This is a genomic window from Paenibacillus sp. FSL R10-2782, from assembly GCF_038592985.1.
GTDB classification, from domain to species: Bacteria; Bacillota; Bacilli; order Paenibacillales; family Paenibacillaceae; genus Paenibacillus; species Paenibacillus terrae_C.
In genome coordinates, this window is the sequence record NZ_CP151951.1 from 3121420 (window position 1) to 3140361 (window position 18942).

Annotated in this window: 20 protein-coding genes and 1 riboswitch; of the genes, 4 read left to right on the plus strand and 16 right to left on the minus strand. The window is 49.2% G+C overall.

What is annotated here, in order from left to right:
* Nucleotides 1-27 precede the first annotated feature (27 nt).
* The 4 genes from proC to NST83_RS13985 are packed head-to-tail and all read left to right on the plus strand — an operon-like array spanning nucleotide 28 to nucleotide 3427.
* Nucleotides 28-894, plus strand: coding sequence for a pyrroline-5-carboxylate reductase (gene proC / locus NST83_RS13970; protein WP_342414649.1), 867 nt, complete (start codon nucleotides 28-30; stop codon nucleotides 892-894).
* Nucleotides 891-2102 (plus strand): 2,3-diketo-5-methylthiopentyl-1-phosphate enolase, encoded by a 1212-nt coding sequence (locus NST83_RS13975; protein WP_342414650.1) that lies wholly within the window; start codon nucleotides 891-893, stop codon nucleotides 2100-2102. The genes proC and NST83_RS13975 overlap by 4 nt, the downstream gene beginning before the upstream one ends.
* Nucleotides 2099-2776, plus strand: coding sequence for a 2-hydroxy-3-keto-5-methylthiopentenyl-1-phosphate phosphatase (locus NST83_RS13980; RefSeq protein WP_342414651.1), 678 nt, complete (start codon nucleotides 2099-2101; stop codon nucleotides 2774-2776). The genes NST83_RS13975 and NST83_RS13980 overlap by 4 nt, the downstream gene beginning before the upstream one ends.
* The gene (locus tag NST83_RS13985; RefSeq protein ID WP_342414652.1) at nucleotides 2777-3427 is read left to right on the plus strand and encodes a methylthioribulose 1-phosphate dehydratase; all 651 of its coding nucleotides are present in this window, start codon (nucleotides 2777-2779) and stop codon (nucleotides 3425-3427) included.
* Nucleotides 3428-3605: 178 nt separating this feature from the next.
* On the opposite strand, the gene thiE is transcribed toward NST83_RS13985, so the two are convergent.
* From thiE to NST83_RS14065, 16 genes are all read right to left on the minus strand, one after another.
* Entirely contained in the window at nucleotides 3606-4256 is a 651-nt protein-coding gene (gene thiE / locus NST83_RS13990) for a thiamine phosphate synthase (RefSeq protein WP_342414653.1), read from the minus strand.
* Entirely contained in the window at nucleotides 4243-5112 is an 870-nt protein-coding gene (gene thiD, locus NST83_RS13995) for a bifunctional hydroxymethylpyrimidine kinase/phosphomethylpyrimidine kinase (RefSeq protein ID WP_342414654.1), read from the minus strand. The genes thiE and thiD overlap by 14 nt, the downstream gene beginning before the upstream one ends.
* A 212-nt stretch (nucleotides 5113-5324) precedes the next feature.
* A riboswitch (TPP riboswitch) is annotated at nucleotides 5325-5435 on the minus strand.
* A gap of 39 nt (nucleotides 5436-5474) precedes the next feature.
* Entirely contained in the window at nucleotides 5475-6086 is a 612-nt protein-coding gene (locus NST83_RS14000; protein ID WP_342414655.1) for a flavin reductase family protein, read from the minus strand.
* A gap of 12 nt (nucleotides 6087-6098) precedes the next feature.
* Nucleotides 6099-6881: a hypothetical protein gene (locus NST83_RS14005; protein WP_342414656.1), complete on the minus strand. Its 783-nt coding sequence runs from the start codon at nucleotides 6879-6881 to the stop codon at nucleotides 6099-6101.
* 1 nt (nucleotide 6882) lies between these two features.
* The gene (locus NST83_RS14010; protein WP_342414657.1) at nucleotides 6883-8148 is read right to left on the minus strand and encodes a multi-tm2 domain protein; all 1266 of its coding nucleotides are present in this window, start codon (nucleotides 8146-8148) and stop codon (nucleotides 6883-6885) included.
* 90 nt (nucleotides 8149-8238) lie between these two features.
* Nucleotides 8239-8709 (minus strand): hypothetical protein, encoded by a 471-nt coding sequence (locus NST83_RS14015; RefSeq protein WP_342414658.1) that lies wholly within the window; start codon nucleotides 8707-8709, stop codon nucleotides 8239-8241.
* Nucleotides 8706-9341, minus strand: a complete 636-nt coding sequence (locus NST83_RS14020) for an RNA polymerase sigma factor (RefSeq protein ID WP_137063423.1) — start codon at nucleotides 9339-9341, stop codon at nucleotides 8706-8708. The genes NST83_RS14015 and NST83_RS14020 overlap by 4 nt, the downstream gene beginning before the upstream one ends.
* 97 nt (nucleotides 9342-9438) lie before the next feature.
* On the minus strand, nucleotides 9439-10164 hold the full coding sequence (locus NST83_RS14025) for a DnaD domain-containing protein (protein ID WP_137063424.1): 726 nt from the start codon (nucleotides 10162-10164) through the stop codon (nucleotides 9439-9441).
* Nucleotides 10165-10167: 3 nt separating this feature from the next.
* A complete protein-coding gene (asnS, locus tag NST83_RS14030; RefSeq protein ID WP_137063425.1) occupies nucleotides 10168-11463 on the minus strand; it encodes an asparagine--tRNA ligase in 1296 nt (431 codons plus the stop codon).
* Between the two features lie 138 nt (nucleotides 11464-11601).
* On the minus strand, nucleotides 11602-12798 hold the full coding sequence (locus NST83_RS14035; protein ID WP_137063426.1) for an acetate kinase: 1197 nt from the start codon (nucleotides 12796-12798) through the stop codon (nucleotides 11602-11604).
* Nucleotides 12795-13667 carry a 3-hydroxyacyl-CoA dehydrogenase NAD-binding domain-containing protein gene (locus NST83_RS14040; protein ID WP_342414659.1) on the minus strand — a complete coding sequence of 291 codons (873 nt, stop codon included), beginning with the start codon at nucleotides 13665-13667 and terminating at the stop codon, nucleotides 12795-12797. The genes NST83_RS14035 and NST83_RS14040 overlap by 4 nt, the downstream gene beginning before the upstream one ends.
* Before the next feature lie 136 nt (nucleotides 13668-13803).
* Nucleotides 13804-15306, minus strand: coding sequence for an AAA family ATPase (locus NST83_RS14045; RefSeq protein ID WP_342414660.1), 1503 nt, complete (start codon nucleotides 15304-15306; stop codon nucleotides 13804-13806).
* Nucleotides 15299-15832 carry a hypothetical protein gene (locus NST83_RS14050; RefSeq protein WP_342414661.1) on the minus strand — a complete coding sequence of 178 codons (534 nt, stop codon included), beginning with the start codon at nucleotides 15830-15832 and terminating at the stop codon, nucleotides 15299-15301. Before NST83_RS14050 ends, NST83_RS14045 begins: the two co-directional genes overlap by 8 nt.
* Before the next feature lie 600 nt (nucleotides 15833-16432).
* On the minus strand, nucleotides 16433-16957 hold the full coding sequence (locus tag NST83_RS14055; RefSeq protein ID WP_137063430.1) for a DUF5590 domain-containing protein: 525 nt from the start codon (nucleotides 16955-16957) through the stop codon (nucleotides 16433-16435).
* Nucleotides 16958-16994: 37 nt separating this feature from the next.
* Nucleotides 16995-18296 (minus strand): amidohydrolase, encoded by a 1302-nt coding sequence (locus NST83_RS14060; RefSeq protein ID WP_342414662.1) that lies wholly within the window; start codon nucleotides 18294-18296, stop codon nucleotides 16995-16997.
* On the minus strand, nucleotides 18283-18936 hold the full coding sequence (locus NST83_RS14065) for a redox-sensing transcriptional repressor Rex (RefSeq protein ID WP_137063432.1): 654 nt from the start codon (nucleotides 18934-18936) through the stop codon (nucleotides 18283-18285). The genes NST83_RS14060 and NST83_RS14065 overlap by 14 nt, the downstream gene beginning before the upstream one ends.
* Between the last annotated feature and the right edge of the window lie 6 nt (nucleotides 18937-18942).

Consider the following 18942-nt stretch of genomic DNA (forward strand, 5'->3'; position numbering starts at 1 on the left):
ATCCGTATCCTTGGAGGTTATGAAACCATGTGTGAATCACAAACAAAGGCTTTAATTCAAGAGCAAATTACGTTTTTCGGAGCAGGTTCGATGGCAGAGGCTATTATTCGCGGGATGATGGCCCGTTCCGTTGTCAAACGTGGTGGTATTACCGTCATCAACCGTAGCAATCAGGCTCGCCTGGAGGAACTTCAACAACAATATGGGGTGTTGTTCCAAACCGAGGATGCCGCCAAAACCGAGCTGCTGCGCCGTTCTCCGGTGATTGTGCTTGCCATGAAGCCCAAAGATGCTGCACAAGCCCTTGGACAGCTCGGCCCGCTCCTGTCAGATGGGCAGCTGATCATCTCGGTGATCGCCGGACTGTCCATTCGTACGATGCAGACGTTACTTGGCCGCAAGCAGCCCATCGCCCGGACGATGCCAAACACATCCAGCTCGATTGGGTTGGGAGCCACAGGCATCAGCTTTTCCAAGGAGATTAGCGAAGACCAGCGTAAAAACGTGCTTACGATATTCGAATCTGTGGGTACGGTGACGGTTATAGAAGAAGAGAAAATGGATGTTTTGACCGGGATTTCCGGAAGCGGCCCTGCCTATGTCTACTACTTGATGGAAGCCATGATTGCTGGAGGAATCCGCGGTGGCTTGACTCCTGAGCAAGCGCACGAATTGACGGTACAAACCGCGCTTGGAGCGGCACGCATGGTACAACAAACCGGGGAGGAGCCTTCTGCCCTGCGCCACAAGATCATGTCACCCAACGGCTCGACGGTAGCCGCGTTGGAAACGCTGGACAAAGGCGATTTCTACGAAACGGTCATTGCAGCGGTACAGCGTTGCGCTGAACGATCCCGTGAGATGGGAGCTGTACTGAAGGAGGGAATTGAATGAGCTATTGCTTAGCGACCTACCGGATATACGATGACAAAGCCGATTTTAACAAAAAGGCCCAATCCATTGCCATCGGCATGACGGTGGGCAGCTGGACCGAGCTTCCGCAAGCCAAGCGGGACGCGATGCAAAAGCATCTCGGCTCGGTTCAATCCGTGGACGTACACGATGGAGGGCCAGGTGAACGGTATGCCGACCTGACCATCGCTTACCCGGATGTGAATTTCAGCCGGGACATTCCTGCACTGCTGGTGACGGTCTTCGGCAAAATTTCGATGGACGGCCGTATCAAGCTGACGAAGCTGGGCTTCTCGGAAGCATTCCGTTCCGCTTTTCCGGGGCCGAAGTTCGGCATCAGCGGCTTGCGTGAGCAACTCGGCGTGTATGACCGCCCACTCCTTATGAGCATTTTCAAGTCGGTGATTGGCCTTAATCTGGACGAGCTGCGCGAGCAGTTTACCCGACAAGCCCTGGGCGGCGTCGATCTGATCAAGGATGACGAGATTTTGTTTGAAAATGCGCTGACGCCGATTGAAAAACGCGTCGACGCCTGCATCAAAGCCGCCGAAGCGGCTGAGCGTGAAACCGGCAAAAAGCTGCTGTATGCTGCTAATTTAACCGGACCCACCTCGCAGCTCAAAGAACAAGCCCTCAAGGCCATCGACGCGGGCGCAAATGCCCTGCTGTTCAACGTGCTGGCCTATGGCTACGATGTGCTGCATGAACTAAGCAGCAATCCCGCTGTCTCGGTGCCGATTGCAGCCCACCCTTCGTTGGCGGGTGCTGCTTATCCGTCACCGCATTATGGTATTTCGGCATCGGTGCTGCTTGGTCAGCTCATGCGACTGGCAGGAGCCGACCTCGTGCTCTTCCCTTCTCCTTATGGCTCGGTTACGATGCCGCGTGAGGAAAACATGGCGATCCGAGATGAGCTGATCACCCCTGAGCTGCCGCTAAAGGCCAGCATGCCTGTGCCATCCGCAGGGATTCACCCCGGCCTGGTGCCGTTAATTGTGCGTGATTTTGGCACCGATGTTGTCGTTAACGCCGGGGGCGGCATTCACGGCCATCCGCTCGGCACCGAAGCTGGCGGACGCGCCTTTGTGCAGGCGATTGAAGCTGTGCGTCAGGCTGTGCCGCTGGCGGAATACGCCCGCATGCACCCCGAGCTGCAATCCGCGCTCGACACGTGGGGAGGGGAACGATGAGTACAGCGAAGAAGCCCGTCATTTTTTGCGATTTTGACGGGACGATTACGAACAGCGACAATATTGTCGCTATTATGAAGCATTTTCAGCCTGCGGGCTGTGAGGCCATCATGCATGATATCGTGAACGGACACACGTCTATTCGTGAAGGCGTTGGTGCCATGTTCGCTCTGATGCCCTCGGCGCAAAAAGATGAAATCATCTCTTATGTACTTGGACAAGCTGGTATACGCGAGGGCTTTGCCCGTTTTTTGGATTATGTACGGGAACAGGATATTGAATTTTTTGTCACCAGCGGCGGTATTGATTTCTTTATTGATCCTCTGCTGGAGCCTTTCGACATTCCACAGGATCACGTTTACTGCAATGGTGCCCATTTCTCGGGGAATCATATTGAGATTACGTGGCCGCATGCATGTCAGGAACCGTGTACGAACGACTGCGGTATGTGCAAAACAACCGTGATTCGCCAATATCCTACCGAACAGTACGAACGAATTTTGATCGGGGACAGCCTGACGGATTTTGAAGGAGCCAAAATTGCCGACCTCGTGTACTCCCGCTCGCACCTGACTTTAAAGTGCCAAGAGTTGGGCGTGCCGCATGTGCCCTTTGAAACATTTGACGATATTATCAAGGATTTAAAGCAAAAACAGGAGCAAGGGGTGCTGTAAATGGGCTTTAGCTTGGCAGACATTACGTTGGAAGAAAAACGCCGTGCACTGGAAGAACTCGCTGATGTCAAGGAGCTATTCGCATCTCGCAACTGGTTCCCTGGCACGAGCGGTAATTTGTCGATACGGATCGGGGATTTTCATCCTGAACAATTTTATTTTGCAGTTACTGCCAGCGGCAAGGATAAAACCAAGCGGACACCAGAAGATTTTCTGTTCGTGGACCAGCAGGGAAAAGCGGCAGAAGCTACAAACCTCAAGCCGAGCGCCGAAACGCTGATTCATTGCGAAATTTACCGCCTGACAGGCTGCGGAGCCGTTTTCCATGTGCATACTGTTTTCAACAATCTGATTTCCGAATATTACGGGGAACAAGGCTCTGTACCTGTGAAAGGCATTGAACTCATTAAGGCTTTTAACATTTGGGAGGAAAATGCTGCGATTGACATTCCTGTGCTGCCGAATTACGCGGATATTGCTTCGATTGCCAAACTGGTGCCGGATGTGCTGAATGATCAGGTGCCGGGAATTTTGTTGCGTAACCACGGCATTTATGCGTGGGGGCGTGATGTGTTTGAGGCTAAAAAGCATCTGGAGGCGTTTGAATTTTTGTTTGAAGCGACGTACCGCTCCTTGCTGCTAAGACCTTAGTTATGAAGAGCGACTTGCTACATGCGCGCCTGCTTTAATTGAAAAGTGCAGTTTGAATGCGGAGAACGTAGCCCCAGCGAAAGCAGGGGAGCGTTCTCTTTTTTTTAAATACAAAGGCAGCCTTGGACGTGTATATAACGTCCCGGACTGCCTTTGTATCATTATTGAACCCATTTGATCATTTCAGAATGCTTCTCAGACTTTGTGCAGCCTCACGGGGGGCTTCTGCCCATGAGATGGCTGAAATGACCGCCACACCGTCCGCTCCAGCCTGGAGGACGCCGGCTGCGTTGTCCGCTGTGATGCCGCCAATGCCTACCAGTGGAAGGCATGCACCACCTGCACGCAGCCTGCGAACCAGATCCGGTCCCTGCACCGGATGCGCATCCGGCTTGGAACGAGTCGGGAACATCGGCCCTGCGCCCGCATAATCAGCGCCAGCGCTTACCGCCTGCTCCGCTTCCGTTAGGCTGTGTACCGATACGCCGATGATTTTGTCGCCCATTCGGGAGCGCACGCGGTCTGCAGGCTCGTCATCTTGTCCGAGATGGACGCCATCTGCATCCACAGCCAAGGCAAGCTCGACATCATCATTGACGAGAAATGGAACGTCATAACGATGGCACAGTCTCCGGGCGGCTTGAGCAAATTCGTGCAAGCGACTTCCCGTTAGACGGTCCGCACCCTTTTCACGCAATTGAAAAAGGGTCACACCTCCCTGCAACGCTTCCTCCAAAACCACCAGCGGATCACGGCTGCAATTCATACTGCCCATGACCAAATAAAGATGCAGACACTCCCGCATACGTCCTATTTCAATTCTTGGCATTGCTTCGTTCCTCCCTCATTGCTCTGCTCCACACAGATGCTCCTTCTCCTGTCCAGCGTGCGTTCCATGCCCAATGGTTCGTTGGTCCATGACCACTGCCGATACCCAAGCCCTGCTCAATCGCCGACTGTATAAAAGCCTTGGCCATCTGTGCCGCCTGGGGTACACTTCGTCCTACCGCTAATCCAGCCGCCAGCGCCGCTGAAAAGGTGCAGCCCGTTCCATGGGTATGCGGGGTATGAATTCTTGGTCCGTCCAGTTCGGTAAAATCTCGCCCGTCGAACAACAAATCCACGGACCGTTCCGTCTCTGCGCTATGCCCTCCCTTGATGATTATATAGCTGGTCCCCAAACCAGCCAGCATTCGAGCCGCTTCCTTCGCACCCTCACGACTGGAGAGGGTTAAGCCTGTCAACGCTTCCGCTTCCGGAAAGTTCGGGGTGACTACCTTCGCTAACGGCAACAGATATGATTTTAGCGTTTCCATTGCTTCATCTTGAAGTAGAGAAGCTCCGCCTTTGGCGATCATCACCGGGTCTACAACAACATTAGGCCACCGAAACTGGCAAATTTGCGAGGCCACCTGGCGAATGACCTCAGCCCCCAGGAGCATACCTGTTTTAACAGCATCGGGAGGTAAATCCGTACCTATGGACTGTAATTGAGCTTCCACCATAGGAACCGGAACGGAATGAACAGCTTGTACACCGCGTGTATTTTGGGCAGTAACTCCCGTCAGGACAGACATGCCATACACACCCAGCTCCTGGAAGGTTTTTAAATCTGCCTGTATGCCTGCGCCCCCTCCGCTGTCCGAGCCTGCAATGGTTAATGCTTTGTACACCTTATGAGTCATAGCTGCGGCCCCCTGACAACCTCTTGCCGCTTCCATTTCTGCTGCCGATCCTGAATCTGATTATTCGTATAAAGTAAAAGGAATTTCAATATCAAGCGAACCCTGCTCCTTTGATGACAGGAGCCTGCGCTTCTTTCCAGCCGAGAGATATGGTTTTCAGCATGCACATGCTCAAGTGTATAAAACAACAAAAAAACACTATGCAAAAGCAGAGTGTTCCTACACTAAGGTCCCTGCGCTGGCATTATCCAACAGGTTCATACGGTCTACGACAGATTAGTCGTACTCTCAGCTTGCTTCCGCAGGCTCCCGTGCTATTTTTTTATAATCGTAACCCTTTATGCTGTAAAAAGCAACGCCCCCTATTGAGGACGTTCCAGCCTGAATTGCTCTCCCAGCTTCGCATAATCATTCCCGGCCAAACGGCTCACCGGACGTAGCTCCTTGGCGATCACGTATGTATTTTGATACGCTTCCTCGGACAAATGATACTGCACCACGCGCCCGATCAGCAGATCGCAGGCAGGTGCACCCTCTGTGCCCCCCAGCGGTATGGCCTGCTCCAAGATACATTCCATGCGTATTTTCGCTTCAGCCACACCGGGAACCGCGATTTTTGTGCTTTTTATCGGCGTAAGTCCAGCCAGTGTGATTTCACTTTCCTCCGGCGACAGACGGGAAGCCGTCACATTCACCGCACCCACATTGTCCTCATCGGTAATATGTACAACAAAGGCTTTTTGCTCCATCGCATTACGTGCTGTATCTTTGGACACCCCATCGACACGTTGTACGGACACAGACAGCAGCGGCGGCTCGGAAGCTACGATGGAAAAATAACTGAACGGCGCACCATTCAGCACCCCTTCGCTACTCAGTGTCGTCACAAAGGCCACCGGCCTTGGGATAATGCTTCCGGTTAACAGCTTATAATTTTCACGCCCTGTAAGCGTATCAGGATTTAATGTTATCATGGTTTTTCCCTCCTATTTTTCAATTATATTTCCCTGACTATCGCGCACGGTAACCGTAATCCCCTCGGGTACAGCAATCGTAACATCGAGCTGATGCTGGGGTTGCATAAAACGTGTCGGGATTTGGCCCAGTAGCACATACAGCGTATCTCCGATATGCTTTGTCTGATACAGCTCCTGTCCTTTTAATTCATTCTCGTTGCCTGTGTAAACATAACTTCCGAACACATGCACCTCCGGTGAGGTGGTTGCGTCAATTTTGACCGCATAGGGATTCTCACCCTGCACGATCACCTTGGTCACTCCAGCAGGCGGTTTTTCATGCCACTCAGGAAGAAGTTTTGTTTCCTGAACCGAGCTCATCATATCCCTGACTTGCGGAGTAAGTCCCAGTGAACTAACCACAGCAAAACCGATACAACAAAAAACCAAGACTACTGTAATAAACATACTGAACAGATCATAACGGATGCGCTCACGTGTCCCTTTCCACGCCGTATACATTAAAATTTCGAGCCCCAGCAAAACAAAAACGACAGGCCACCACGTCAACGCCTGATCCAATATGCCCGCTCCCCAAAACTTGGAGGCAAACGTTACTCCTCCCAACAAGACCAGAAAAAGTCCCATCGACAGCCTTCCAACCTTCCATACCCCTGCCGGGGCGTTTGGTGCTTTGGAGGAGCTGCTTATCTTGGATGAAGTACCAAATATGCCTGTAGAGACTCCTGTATCATTATGAGGATGATGGGCTCCCTTAAAGGGAGCCTCACTCTTTGAAAACTCAGTATCCATCCTATTGTTTCTCCTTTATCCGTTTAGATTTGGAATTACCGATCATCATCCAAATACCACCGCCAATCAACAATAAGGATACGATAATCGTCCGTAGATACATATCAACCAAATTGTAAATATCCCCGTTTGGAAACAAACGATCCAAAGTAGGAACAAGTACGTTGATCACGATGTAGTAGGCACCCAACAATAATAGTCCCAAGCCTACCCAGCGATGATATTGAGCAAGCATACCAATCACAGGCTTGTCAATCAACGGTTCCCGACCATAGCGGCTTATCTGCTGCAACGCATCAAAAAAGCTATAGAACCAGACCACCGGAATCAGGAACAAAAAGAGAGACAATTGCAGCACATCCAGCACATAAATACCGCCTAAGAACAGAAGCATGAGCTGAAGACCCCGTTTTTGCAGACCAATATACATATGTCCCGCCCCGGGAAATACCGATAGAATGGTAGCCAGCATTTTGCTACGCCGCCCCTCGACTCTTCCATGCTCCAGTTCTTCAAACAAGGTCCGATCCTGAAGAATTTCTCCCGCTTGTTTACGGTGTACATGCTGCACCGCATCAAACATGCAATACAGCCAAATGATCGGCAGCACGCCCGCAAACGCCATAAATCCGGATTCATTTGTAATAATGGAAATAAAAACCAGAATAGCTCCAAAGCCAAAGAAGGACAGCAGGAAAGACAAACCTCGCTGCATCAGCCCTAAATGAAGGTGTCCCAGTCCAGGGATGAACGACAGCAATATGGTGAAAAAGCGTTCATTATCCGAGCCTTTTTGAAAAGCAGGCGAACCTGCCAATCCATAGTGTCCCTGCGCAAATTGATGATAGCCTGCATCAAAATCCACTCTTACTCCTGGTATATCCGTATCCCCGTTTCGCGCTCCCTTCGAAGCCTCGCCCGCCAAGCCACCATCTCCATATGGCGCACCTTGGGGGTAAAAACCATATGGATTCGGGCCCGCATGAGGGGGATATGGAGCAGCGACTGCACGAGGGTCATAACGCAACAAGCTAATAATGATATGCAGCATACTGAGCCCCCAAAAAAGAGCGGCAACAAACATACTGGCCAATAAAGGCATTTCGTCACTTGAAACCGCCGCTAGAAAAAATCCTCCAGCCAGACATCCGAAAAACAAAATGGTATATACAAACGCATTGGCTTTTCTGGTCCAGTAATAGTGTCCCACACCGGGAATCATGTTTAACAGAAATGCTAGGAGCTTGCTTCGTTCCGTATAAGGCACCGCTACACTTCCTCTCTAATCTTGAGATTTTGATAAAAACCTCATCTGAAGTTTGAATTTAAATCTTTTTATCTGCCACTTTCATTGATTTTAGGGCTTTAATTTGTCGAGCCAGCTTGTCGTAGCCCGCATGACCTCTTCACTGTAAGAGACGCGTTCTTTCGGAGGAATCGGTTTACCACTGGTTTGCGGCATCATTTTGTCAAAAGCACCGCTAGACAGTAGAATTAGCGTCAAGCTTGCCGCAACTACGTAGTGAAACGCAGGCTTTTCAAACCAACGGCGTTTTTTGACAATGGCTTGACCCGATTCTGCTTCCTTATCGGGAAGAGCAGCCATTACCTGATCTGTGAAGCGCTCCGTATCCATCCAGGCAGAACAATCTTCCAATGTCGACTCCAGCTGCTCCAGTGCAACAAGGTATAAACCCAGCGCCTGCTCATCTTCCAGCAGAAGCTTTTCCAGCCGTGCAGATTCCTCTGTCGTGCAAGTTCCTGTAATATAAGCGTGCCAGTCATTCATCTGCCCTTTAGTCCACGGTTTATCATGTTGGTTAGTCATTGCCATTCCTCCTCCTTCCAGTGATTTCGAATCCACTGCCGTGCCCGATAGAGTCTGGACTCTACTGTTTTCAAGGCTACCTGCGTCTCTTCTGCAATTTGATCGTAGGTTTTGCCCTGCATATAATAGGCTTTGATAATATCCCGATGCTGCTGGGGCAGCTGGGCGATTTTTTGCGATAATTCCACATTTCGCTCCTCGCGGATCAGACGGACCAGTACATCCTCATCCCGGGAAGGGAGCTGTACGAGGGTTTCTGTCACATCTATAAGCTCTGCAGGCCGTCTGTCCTGTTTGCGCTTGATATCCAGCGCCTTGTGGAGCGCAATTCGGGTCAGCCACGTTTTAAAACCTTCGTTCCGGTACTGGGGGAGAGATTTATACACCTGAACGAACGCTTCCTGAGCAGCATCTTCCGCTTCTTTGCTATCATGCAGCACCGAATAGGCCACATGATACACATGCTTGCTGTACAGCTCTACCATCTCACGGAACGCCTGCCGGTCACCAGACCGTATTCGTTCAATGATTCTCTCTATATCAATGACGCTCTCCCCCTTCCCAATACTATAGACGCCGGAGAATTTCCTCCCCCTGCATATTTTTCGAAAAAAATATTTAAAAAAGGACACACCCTCCTCTCGGAGTGGCGTGTCCTCTATCGCTAAAGCTGCTGTTCGCTCATATAATGTAAACCTTGCTGCTGCCTGAAAACCTCAGTCTATCGCTTTAGCTGCGTCCGCCGCCACGAAAACGCTGAGCGTATTCCTTCGCATCCTGCGCATTACGGACACGGTTTCGGCTCCATTCCAGCAAAATGCGGTCAATATACCGGAAATGTACCTTCCCTGCAAACACTGCTTCCTTCAAAGCCAGCAAAATCAGCTCCTCAAGATAACGATCCTGATCCACCCAACTGGTGATCGTCTCGTATTCCATTGGTGACAACGGTCGGCCAAATTCCTTCTCGAAAATCGTGAACAAATTCCGTTCCTCCGAAGGCGGAGACTCCAATATCCCATTCAGCACATCCGGTTTTCCGGCAAACAAAATATCATCATCGCTCTGCTCCGTCCGCTCGGGTATCATACATTCCGCCAGCTTACGGTACAGCCCCGTTAGATTGTAGCGTTCAAATTGTACGGACGAGTTGCGGTCTTCCACAGTATCAATCCGCAGAAAACCCTCCTTCATCAGCTTGCTGAAATAGAGCCCGATTTCGTTCGCTGTACATCCGATACGGGCCTGCAATTGCTCCCAGGTTGGAAATTCATTACGTTCGGCTTGTTTAAAAGCAAGCAACTGCATAAGCAGAAGCATCTCTCCATCCGTCAGTCGAAGTGTCCGGTAATGCTTGAGCAGGGCGTAGGGAATCTGGACCATTCCGGCTTCCATTGCAAAGGCTACTCCCTCCGCCCACTCTGCCGCTGATGTCTTGTCGAATGATCCGGTCATCGGTTACGGATACAGACGATACAGCATACGTGGGAACGGAATCGTTTCACGTACATGATCGAGCCCACAAATCCATGCTACCGTACGCTCCAGTCCCAGTCCAAAGCCGGAATGCGGAACGGTACCGTAGGTGCGCAGATCCATATACCATTGGTAAGCTTCACGCGCCAGGTTATGCTCGTCAAAACGTTCTTCCATCAAGGACGGATCATCTATCCGTTGGGAACCCCCAATAATTTCACCGTAGCCTTCAGGAGCGATCATATCGGCGCACAGGACAACCTCTGGACGAGTTGGATCAGGCTTCATATAAAATGCCTTAATGTGAGTCGGCCAATGTGTAATGAACACTGGCTTGTTATATCTCTCAGCAATAGCCGTTTCATGCGGGGCGCCAAAGTCCTCGCCCCAAGGAATATCGAATCCTTCTCCTTGAAGGAAAGCAATCGCCTCATCATACGTAATGCGCGGGAATTCTCCCTGAATTTGCTCCAGCTTTGAGACATCGCGTCCGATCGTTTCAAGCTCTTTTGCACAATTTTTCAGCACTGATTGTACAATATGACTCACAAATTGCTCCTGTACGCGCAAAGACTCCTCGTGATCCACAAAAGCCATCTCCGGCTCGATCATCCAGAACTCAATCAGGTGACGACGTGTTTTGGACTTTTCCGCACGGAAGGTTGGACCAAACGAGTATACTTTGCCAAGCGCCATCGCTGCCGCTTCCATATACAACTGGCCGCTTTGCGTCAGATAAGCATCCTCGTCAAAATATTTGATATGGAACAGCTCTGTTGTGCCTTCTGCGGAAGAAGGAGTCAAAATCGGCGGGTCCACCTTTGTAAAGCCATTACCGTTAAAAAATTCCTGTACCGCACGGATAATTTCCGCACGTACGATTAGAACCGCGCGTTGCTTGGCGGAACGCAACCACAGGTGACGGTGATCCATCAGGAAATCTACACCGTGTTCTTTTGGCGTGATCGGATAGTTTTCTGTCAAATGAATAATTTCAATACCCGTTACCGTCAGTTCAAAACCGGATTGGCTACGCGGTTCTTCGCGTACAACGCCAGTAACATACAAAGAGCTTTCCTGTGTCAAAGATTTGGCATCATTCCAAATGTCCTCGGACACCTCGCTTTTCACGATAACCCCTTGAATATATCCAGTACCATCACGCAGTTGAAGGAACTGGATTTTACCACTAGATCGTTTATTATTTACCCAAGCGCCAATTGTAACCGTTTCCCCTACATGGCGCCCCACTAGGGCAATCGTACTTTTATTCGTCATGACAGTCTCTCTCCTCTTAACCGAAAATCAAACAGCCCTTCCCCCTGGGTCAGGCTGTTTGCTCTCGCTGTTTGGCGCATACGGAACCTATTCTGAGTGGTAACCCGTATATGCATAAAGTTTAAACTTTGGGTCGAACTACTGAACCAGGCGGAACGTGTCGCGGGCAATAACCAGCTCTTCGTTCGTCGGAACGATCAATACATCAACCTTCGAATTTGCTGTTGTAATCCGGCGAGGCTCGCCAGAACGAATAGCGTTCAACGATTCATCCAGCTCAATACCGAGGAATGTCAGTTGCTCCAGCACTCTCTTACGCAGTACGACGGAGTTTTCGCCTACACCTGCCGTGAATACGATCACGTCCACCCCGTTCATTGCCGCGGCATACGAACCAATATATTTGCGCAGACGGTACTCATACATTTCAAATGCCAATGTAGAATTAGCTTCGCCTTTTTCCATACCTTCTGTGATTTCACGCATATCACTGCTGATACCGGAGATAGCCAAAAGTCCACTATGCTTGTTCAGCATGGAATTGACTTCATTGACCGTCAATTCTTCTTTATTCATCACATAAGGCACGATTGCCGGGTCCAAATCACCACTACGTGTCCCCATCATAAGTCCTTCCAGTGGAGTCATACCCATGGAAGTATCTACAGACAAGCCGCCTTGAACTGCTGTTACACTGCCGCCGTTACCAATGTGGCAAGTGATGATTTTCAACTCTTCCAAAGGACGACCAATGAATTTGGCAGCTTCCTTGCTTACATAATCATGGGAAGTACCATGCGCGCCGTAGCGACGAACCTTGTACTTATTGTACAACACTCTTGGAATGGCGTACATGTAAGCTTTTTCAGGCATGGTTTGATGGAACGAGGTATCAAATACAACAACCTGCGGTACATCAGGCATATTCAATTCAGCCGCTTTAATACCCATCATGGAAGCCGGGTTATGCAATGGCGCAAGGTCGAACAAGCGGCGGATTTCACTCTTCGCTTCAGGCGTTACAACTGCTGACTGCTTGAAGATTTCGCCTCCATGAACAACGCGGTGGCCCACAGCCTGAATTTCGCTAGTGCTGGAGATGACACCATGTTCCGCATCTGTGAGTGCATTCAGCACTTTACGGATCGCTGTAGTATGCTCCAGAATTTCGCTAACCTCAGTGTATTCTTCTTTATTGGTCGGCTTATGCGTCAGGATGGAAGAATCCATACCGATGCGCTCTACCAATCCTTTTGCCAGAACAGACTCGTCCGTCATATCATATAGCTGGTATTTCAGGGAAGAACTCCCTGCGTTAATTACGAGAATTTTCATATCCGGTCACCATCCTTGTCGTACTTAAAGAAGCCTTCGCCCGATTTAACGCCCAGATTACCTGCACGCACCATTTTCTTCAGGACGATGGACGGACGATATTTTAATTCGCCGAATTCACGGAACATACGCTCCAGAGCAGCCAAAACGGAATCCAGACCAAAGCGGTCAGCCATTTCCAAAGGACCGTTTTGGAAGCTGTAGCCGATTCGCATAGCATCGTCGATATCTTCAGCAGAAGCAACGCCCTCTTGAAGAACGTGAGCCGCTTCATTGATCAGCAGGCAGATGATACGGCTTGTTACGAAGCCTGGGGATTCATAAATCATAACCCCTCTTTTCTCCACTATTTCTTCAACGAACATCTTGGTGTTTTCAAATGTATCGTCGGAAGTTTTCAAACCACGAATAATTTCTACAAGATCAATGCGGGATACCGGATAGATAAAGTGCATGCCAATAACACGCTCAGGATACTTGGTCGAGCTGGCAAGCTCGGTCAGGCTCAGCGTGGATGTATTACTTGCAAGAATAATGTTGCTTGGACACACATGGTCCAGCTCTTGGAAAACAGCTTTCTTCTCGTCCAGATTTTCTGTAATGGTCTCAATGACCATGTCACAACTGCCGAGCTCAGCCAAATGGGAAACTTTCTGGATGCGGGATAAAATCAATTTTTTCTCCGCTTGTGTGATTGCCCACTTTTCCAGTTGCTTGTCCAGACTCGTTTCAATCATATTGTAGGCGTAGTCTAGTTTCTCTGGTGTCTGCTCTACCAACAGCACATCAATTCCTTTGGACGCGAGCATTTCAGAAATACCCTGTCCCATGGTGCCGCCGCCGATGACGCCGATTTTTTTAAATTGCATGGTTCTTTACTCCACCCTTTCCTGGTCACTCTCTTATATTGTATCCTTCTTTGTCGAAAAATACATGTTTATGTCCCAATAGCTAATAATATCTTAGCACGGACTAAAAGTAAAAAAAAATAACCAGCATAAAAAATTATGCTGGTAATAGAGCATTTTCACTAAATTGACATCTAAATTGATCCCCGGACAGGGTTTCTTCCTTCATAAGGATATCAAGAGAGTTGTCGAATACTGGACGATGCTTTTCAAGAAGCTCCAATGTACGGTTATGCAGGTCATCCATAATCTCACCATTTTCGCGCATGAGCTCTTCTTTTGTTACCATTTCCATGTTAATAATGCCGAGTGAAGTCAAACCTGAAGTCATCATCGTATGAACAATGTTCAGCGCCTGCTCAAAATCGTTGCTAGAGCCTGTACTGCGACCGCCATAGTACATTTCTTCCGCCGCAGCCCCTGCGAGCGAGATCATGATCTGCTCCTCCAGGAACTGCTTGGTATACAAATAATGCTCTTGCTGTGGATTATGCCGCACATAGCCGAGCGCTTTCCCACGCGGGCTGAGCGCTACCTGGCTGACACTGCCTGGACGAACGATTTCAGCCATAATAGCATGTCCCAGTTCATGAATCGCTACACGCTTTTTCTCTTCCAGCGTTGATTCACGATCCGTCTTCTCACCCATCATCACCTTGTCAATCGCCATCGACAGATGCTTTTGCGCAATCATTTCCTGTTCCTGTCTCATCGCATAGATTGCCGCTTCATTCATGACACTTTCCAACTGCGCACCGGAAAACCCGTAAGATTCCTCAGCAATTTTGTCCAGATTCGCATCTTCCTGAATCGGTTTGTTTTTGGCATGGATTTTAAGAATGTGAAGACGGCCCTTTTTGTCAGGCAAATCCACTTGAATATGACGGTCAAAACGCCCCGGGCGCGTTAAGGCGCTGTCCAGCATTTCTTTACGGTTTGTTGCCGCAATGATCAAAATGCGCGGAGTATCTGCCGAATAGATGCCGTCCATTTCTGTCAGCAACTGATTCAAGGTTTGGTCATATTCACGTTGCTGTCCACCCTCACGCTTGCCGCCAATCACGTCGATCTCGTCAATAAAAATAATGGCATTTTCCTTCTTTTCCTTGGCTGCACGAGTGCGGGCCTCCTTAAACAGCTCACGGACACGGCCTGCACCAACACCTACATACATTTCAACAAACTCACTGCCTGAAGCAGCAACAAATACAGAATTGGTATAGTGCGCTGCTGCCTTCGCCATCAGTGTTTTCCCGGTTCCCGGAGGGCCTGTAAGCAAAACACCTTTTAATGGACGAATGCCGAACTTGGAAATTTCATCATGCCGATTCAAAAAATCCAGCGCTTCGCGCAGCTCCTGCTTGGCGCTTTCTTGCCCGCCGATCTCCTCAAAAGTCAGCTTGTCGGGGCCATTCTTTTTACGCTTACGTTCTTGCCCGGCCCCTACAGCCAAGCCTCCACGTGCATGCATGAGCATTAGCAAGCCGCTGAGCATCAAGCCTGCGATAAGAAAAGGGATAATATTCACCCCGATAAAAACGAGAAATATAATGGTCACCGGCACAATGCCGATTAGTGCTTCCTTGATCCATCTAGGCATTAGGCCATACCCCCATTTGCTGAGATTGACGTGGCAAAACGATAAACTTAGTCGCTTTGCCTTCGCTGAGTCGGATATAGACGTTGCTAGAATCCATATCAGTATCGGCCTCGATACCGGATTTTTTCTTTTTCATCAGTTCGACGGTCGATGTAATTTGGGTGTATTTTTTATTTTCCATCGCTTCCGCTACCGGAAACATGGCCTCAGACCACCACTGATTCAAGGCTGGATTGGAATGATCCGCAATTTCCAGCTTAACAGTACGGCTGCCAATGATGGGCTGTCCTTTTTGCTTAACTACATTGACCAATCCGGCAATATCTGCCTGCGGTTTGAGATCCAGATTCAAAACAACCTGATCCGGTTTAATATCTATTTGAGCGCTTGTCACGCCGGGATATTGGGAAACTATTTTTTCCAAAGGACTTTGCATTGTAACCTGACGGTAAATGAACCATCCTCCGAACAGCAGCAATGCTGCCAAAACCGCCGCAACAACGATAGGAACTGCACGTAATTTCAAATAACATCCTCCTCTCAAAATGTAAAACACAGAAGAAACGGGACGAATGTCAACAAATAAACCAGACTGCATGATCTTACAGTGACCAGCAAGTCTTTATCTATCATTTTTGTCTATCACTTATAAAATATAGTATATCATAACGTATATCTAATATCGAAGGCAATGTGTGGGGGAGTTGCAATAAGGCAAAATCATTGGTTATGGTGAGGCGCTCCGTGAATGATTTGATCTTACGATCGCTGTTGCACAGTCATAAAGAATATTTCGCCTTGTGAGGAAAGTTGGGTAGGTAAATATGCTTCGCTGGCTTTTAGCCAAGCTTCGCAAGGGGTACATGCTAAAAAGACGTAAATACGAATTTTATCGTATTTACGTCTTTTTAGCATGTAAAACCCAAAACGGAGACAAGCGCAGCACGGCGTCCGTGCCCTCTTCCCCCAGCTCTCATGAAAAGAGTGGTGTTTGAAGTGACTCCACGGTGGTCAGCCAGCGGAGTGGGCCATTTGAATCTGAAGAAGCGATAGCGATCGGAAGATCAAATGGCCACGCAGCGCTCCTAAAGCTCCCAAACCACCATCATCCACTCCCCACAGCACTCTAGTAATTAGGCAAAGTATACTTTACCCCCGCCGATCCCCCATCCGAGAAGCGATAAAAGGTATAATAATGATGGCTGCCGTCATCATAAAACAACTGCCACACATATTGACCATTAAACACACTCGGCTCAAGCCTTACAATATCTATACCCGGAAGCTGCTGCTGGATCATCGCCGTCATTTTTTGCTCGTCGACTCCGTTTTTCAGTAGCTCGGTATGAACACTGCTATTATCTGCGACAGGCACATTCGGTTGGCCCTCCACTTTTTGAAAAGGGACCCACACCATAATATTTTCGTTCTGAGCATTTTTCCCTTGAACTACCCAATATACCCGATCCCACACCGACTTCCACGTCTGCGTTGTGCTAACCAGACCACCTGATTGCTTGGCCTTTACGATAGCAGCATTCCTCTCAATCACCTGGTCTTGAGTAACGTAGGAATAATACCAGAAAATGCTGACCAGAATCAGTATAACGCCCAGAATCCCGACCGCTATCCATTTTTTCTTATTTTTCAAACCTGTGCTTCCTCTCTTAGGGGATGTGACACCTGAATTAGCGCGACAGCAGCCCTTCAAAGGCGGCTTGTGCCTCATGCTTGATACGTTCCTCATCCATAGTCAGGCACTCACCGTTTTTCACAATCTGACGACCGTTTACCCATACATGGGCCACGTCTTTGGCGCTTGCAGAGTATACCGCATGGGAAATGAGATCCGTACGCGGCAAGAAATGAGCCTGATTGAGATCGAGCGCGATAAAGTCAGCTTTGTTGCCTGCTGCCAACGCCCCTACCTCATTCAAGCCAACCGACTTCGCTCCGTACTCCGTTGCCAGACGCAACGCCTCACCCGCAGGAACTGCGGTTGGGTCGCCAGATACTCCCTTGTGAATGAGTGCAGCCAGCCGCATTTCCTCAAACATGTCCAGGTTATTGTTACTGGCAGGGCCGTCTGTTCCCAGAGAGACAGTAACGCCTGCACGGAGCAGATCAGGCACTCTTGCCACACCGCTCGCCAGCTTCAAGTTGCTGCCCGGATTATGCGAAACCGCTACACCACGTTCAGCCAGCAAAGCTATTTCTTCGTCATTCAGATGAACAGCATGGGCAACAAGCGATGGACGGGAGAAAAAGCCGAGCTTATCCAAATGCGCAACCGGACGCAAGCCGTAGTCGCGTACGTTTTGCTCTACCTCGGCAATGGTTTCCGACATATGCGTATGCAACGGTAAGTCCAGATCATGCGCAGCCTGTACGAATTTTTCGATAAACTCAGGCGGACACGTATACGGCGCATGCGGAGACATCATAGTCGTAATGCGACCGTCTGCTTTCCCATGCCAATTACGTGCAAAATTCACAGCCTCAGCCAGCTTGATCCGCTGCTCTTCCTCCGAACATAGTCCAATCGCTCCACGCATCAGGCTCGCACGGATGCCGGACTCTTCAGCTACACGAGCCACCTCGTCCATATGATCATACATGTCCAAAAAGGTCGTTGTTCCGCCTTTCAGCATTTCCAGCACGGACAAGGACGTACCCCAGTACACATCCGTAGACGTAAACTTGGCTTCCATCGGCCACATTTTTTCCTGAAGCCATACTTGAAGAGCCAGATCATCCCCATACCCACGCAGCAGAGACATCGCCGCATGACCATGTGTATTAATCAGACCAGGTAAAAACAACAGTCCGTTACCATCAATCGCTTCCGTCTCTTCCTCACCCGCTGGCAAAGTCTCGCCAATATAGGTAATGCGACTGTCCTCCACGATCATATAGCCGTAGATTACCCCGGCTTCCGGTCTGTTCACGGCAAAAGAGCCATTTTTAATCATCCATTTATTCGCTGTCATGTTGCGTATCTTCCTTTCCGTCCTCCAAATAATAAGCGAGGCTTAACAAATCTGTTGTAAAATCTGTGGCATGTATTCGAATATTTGCTGGTGCCTTGAGCGTAGTCGGTGCAAAGTTCAATATCGCTCCAATCCCGCTATCTATGAGCCTGTCAGCCACGTGCTGCGCTTCAAAATCCGGTACGGTAATAATCCCGATCCGAATGTTTTGTTCCTTCACGGTCGCTTCGAGTTCATCCATTGGCTGCACGACCAGCGTATTGATCTTGGTTCCGACCTTTTCTGGGACAGCATCAAATACCGCTACAATTTTCATATTGTCTTTTAAATAAGCATTATAATTCGAAAGGGCTTGCCCCAGATTACCTGCTCCGACCAATACCACATTAATTTGCTGGTCGATTTTCAGGATATGGCGTATTTTCTCGATAAGATAAGTAACATCATAGCCGATACCCTTACGGCCAAAATCTCCAAAATACGCGAGATCCTTACGAATTTGAGCCGGATTTAAATCCAGTCTTTGTCCCAACTCCTGGGAAGAGACCGTAGCCACCTCCCTTTTGTGCAGTGCATTCAGATAACGTAAATATACGGGTAACCTCCGTACGACAGCCTCTGAAATTTTATCTGATTTCATACATGC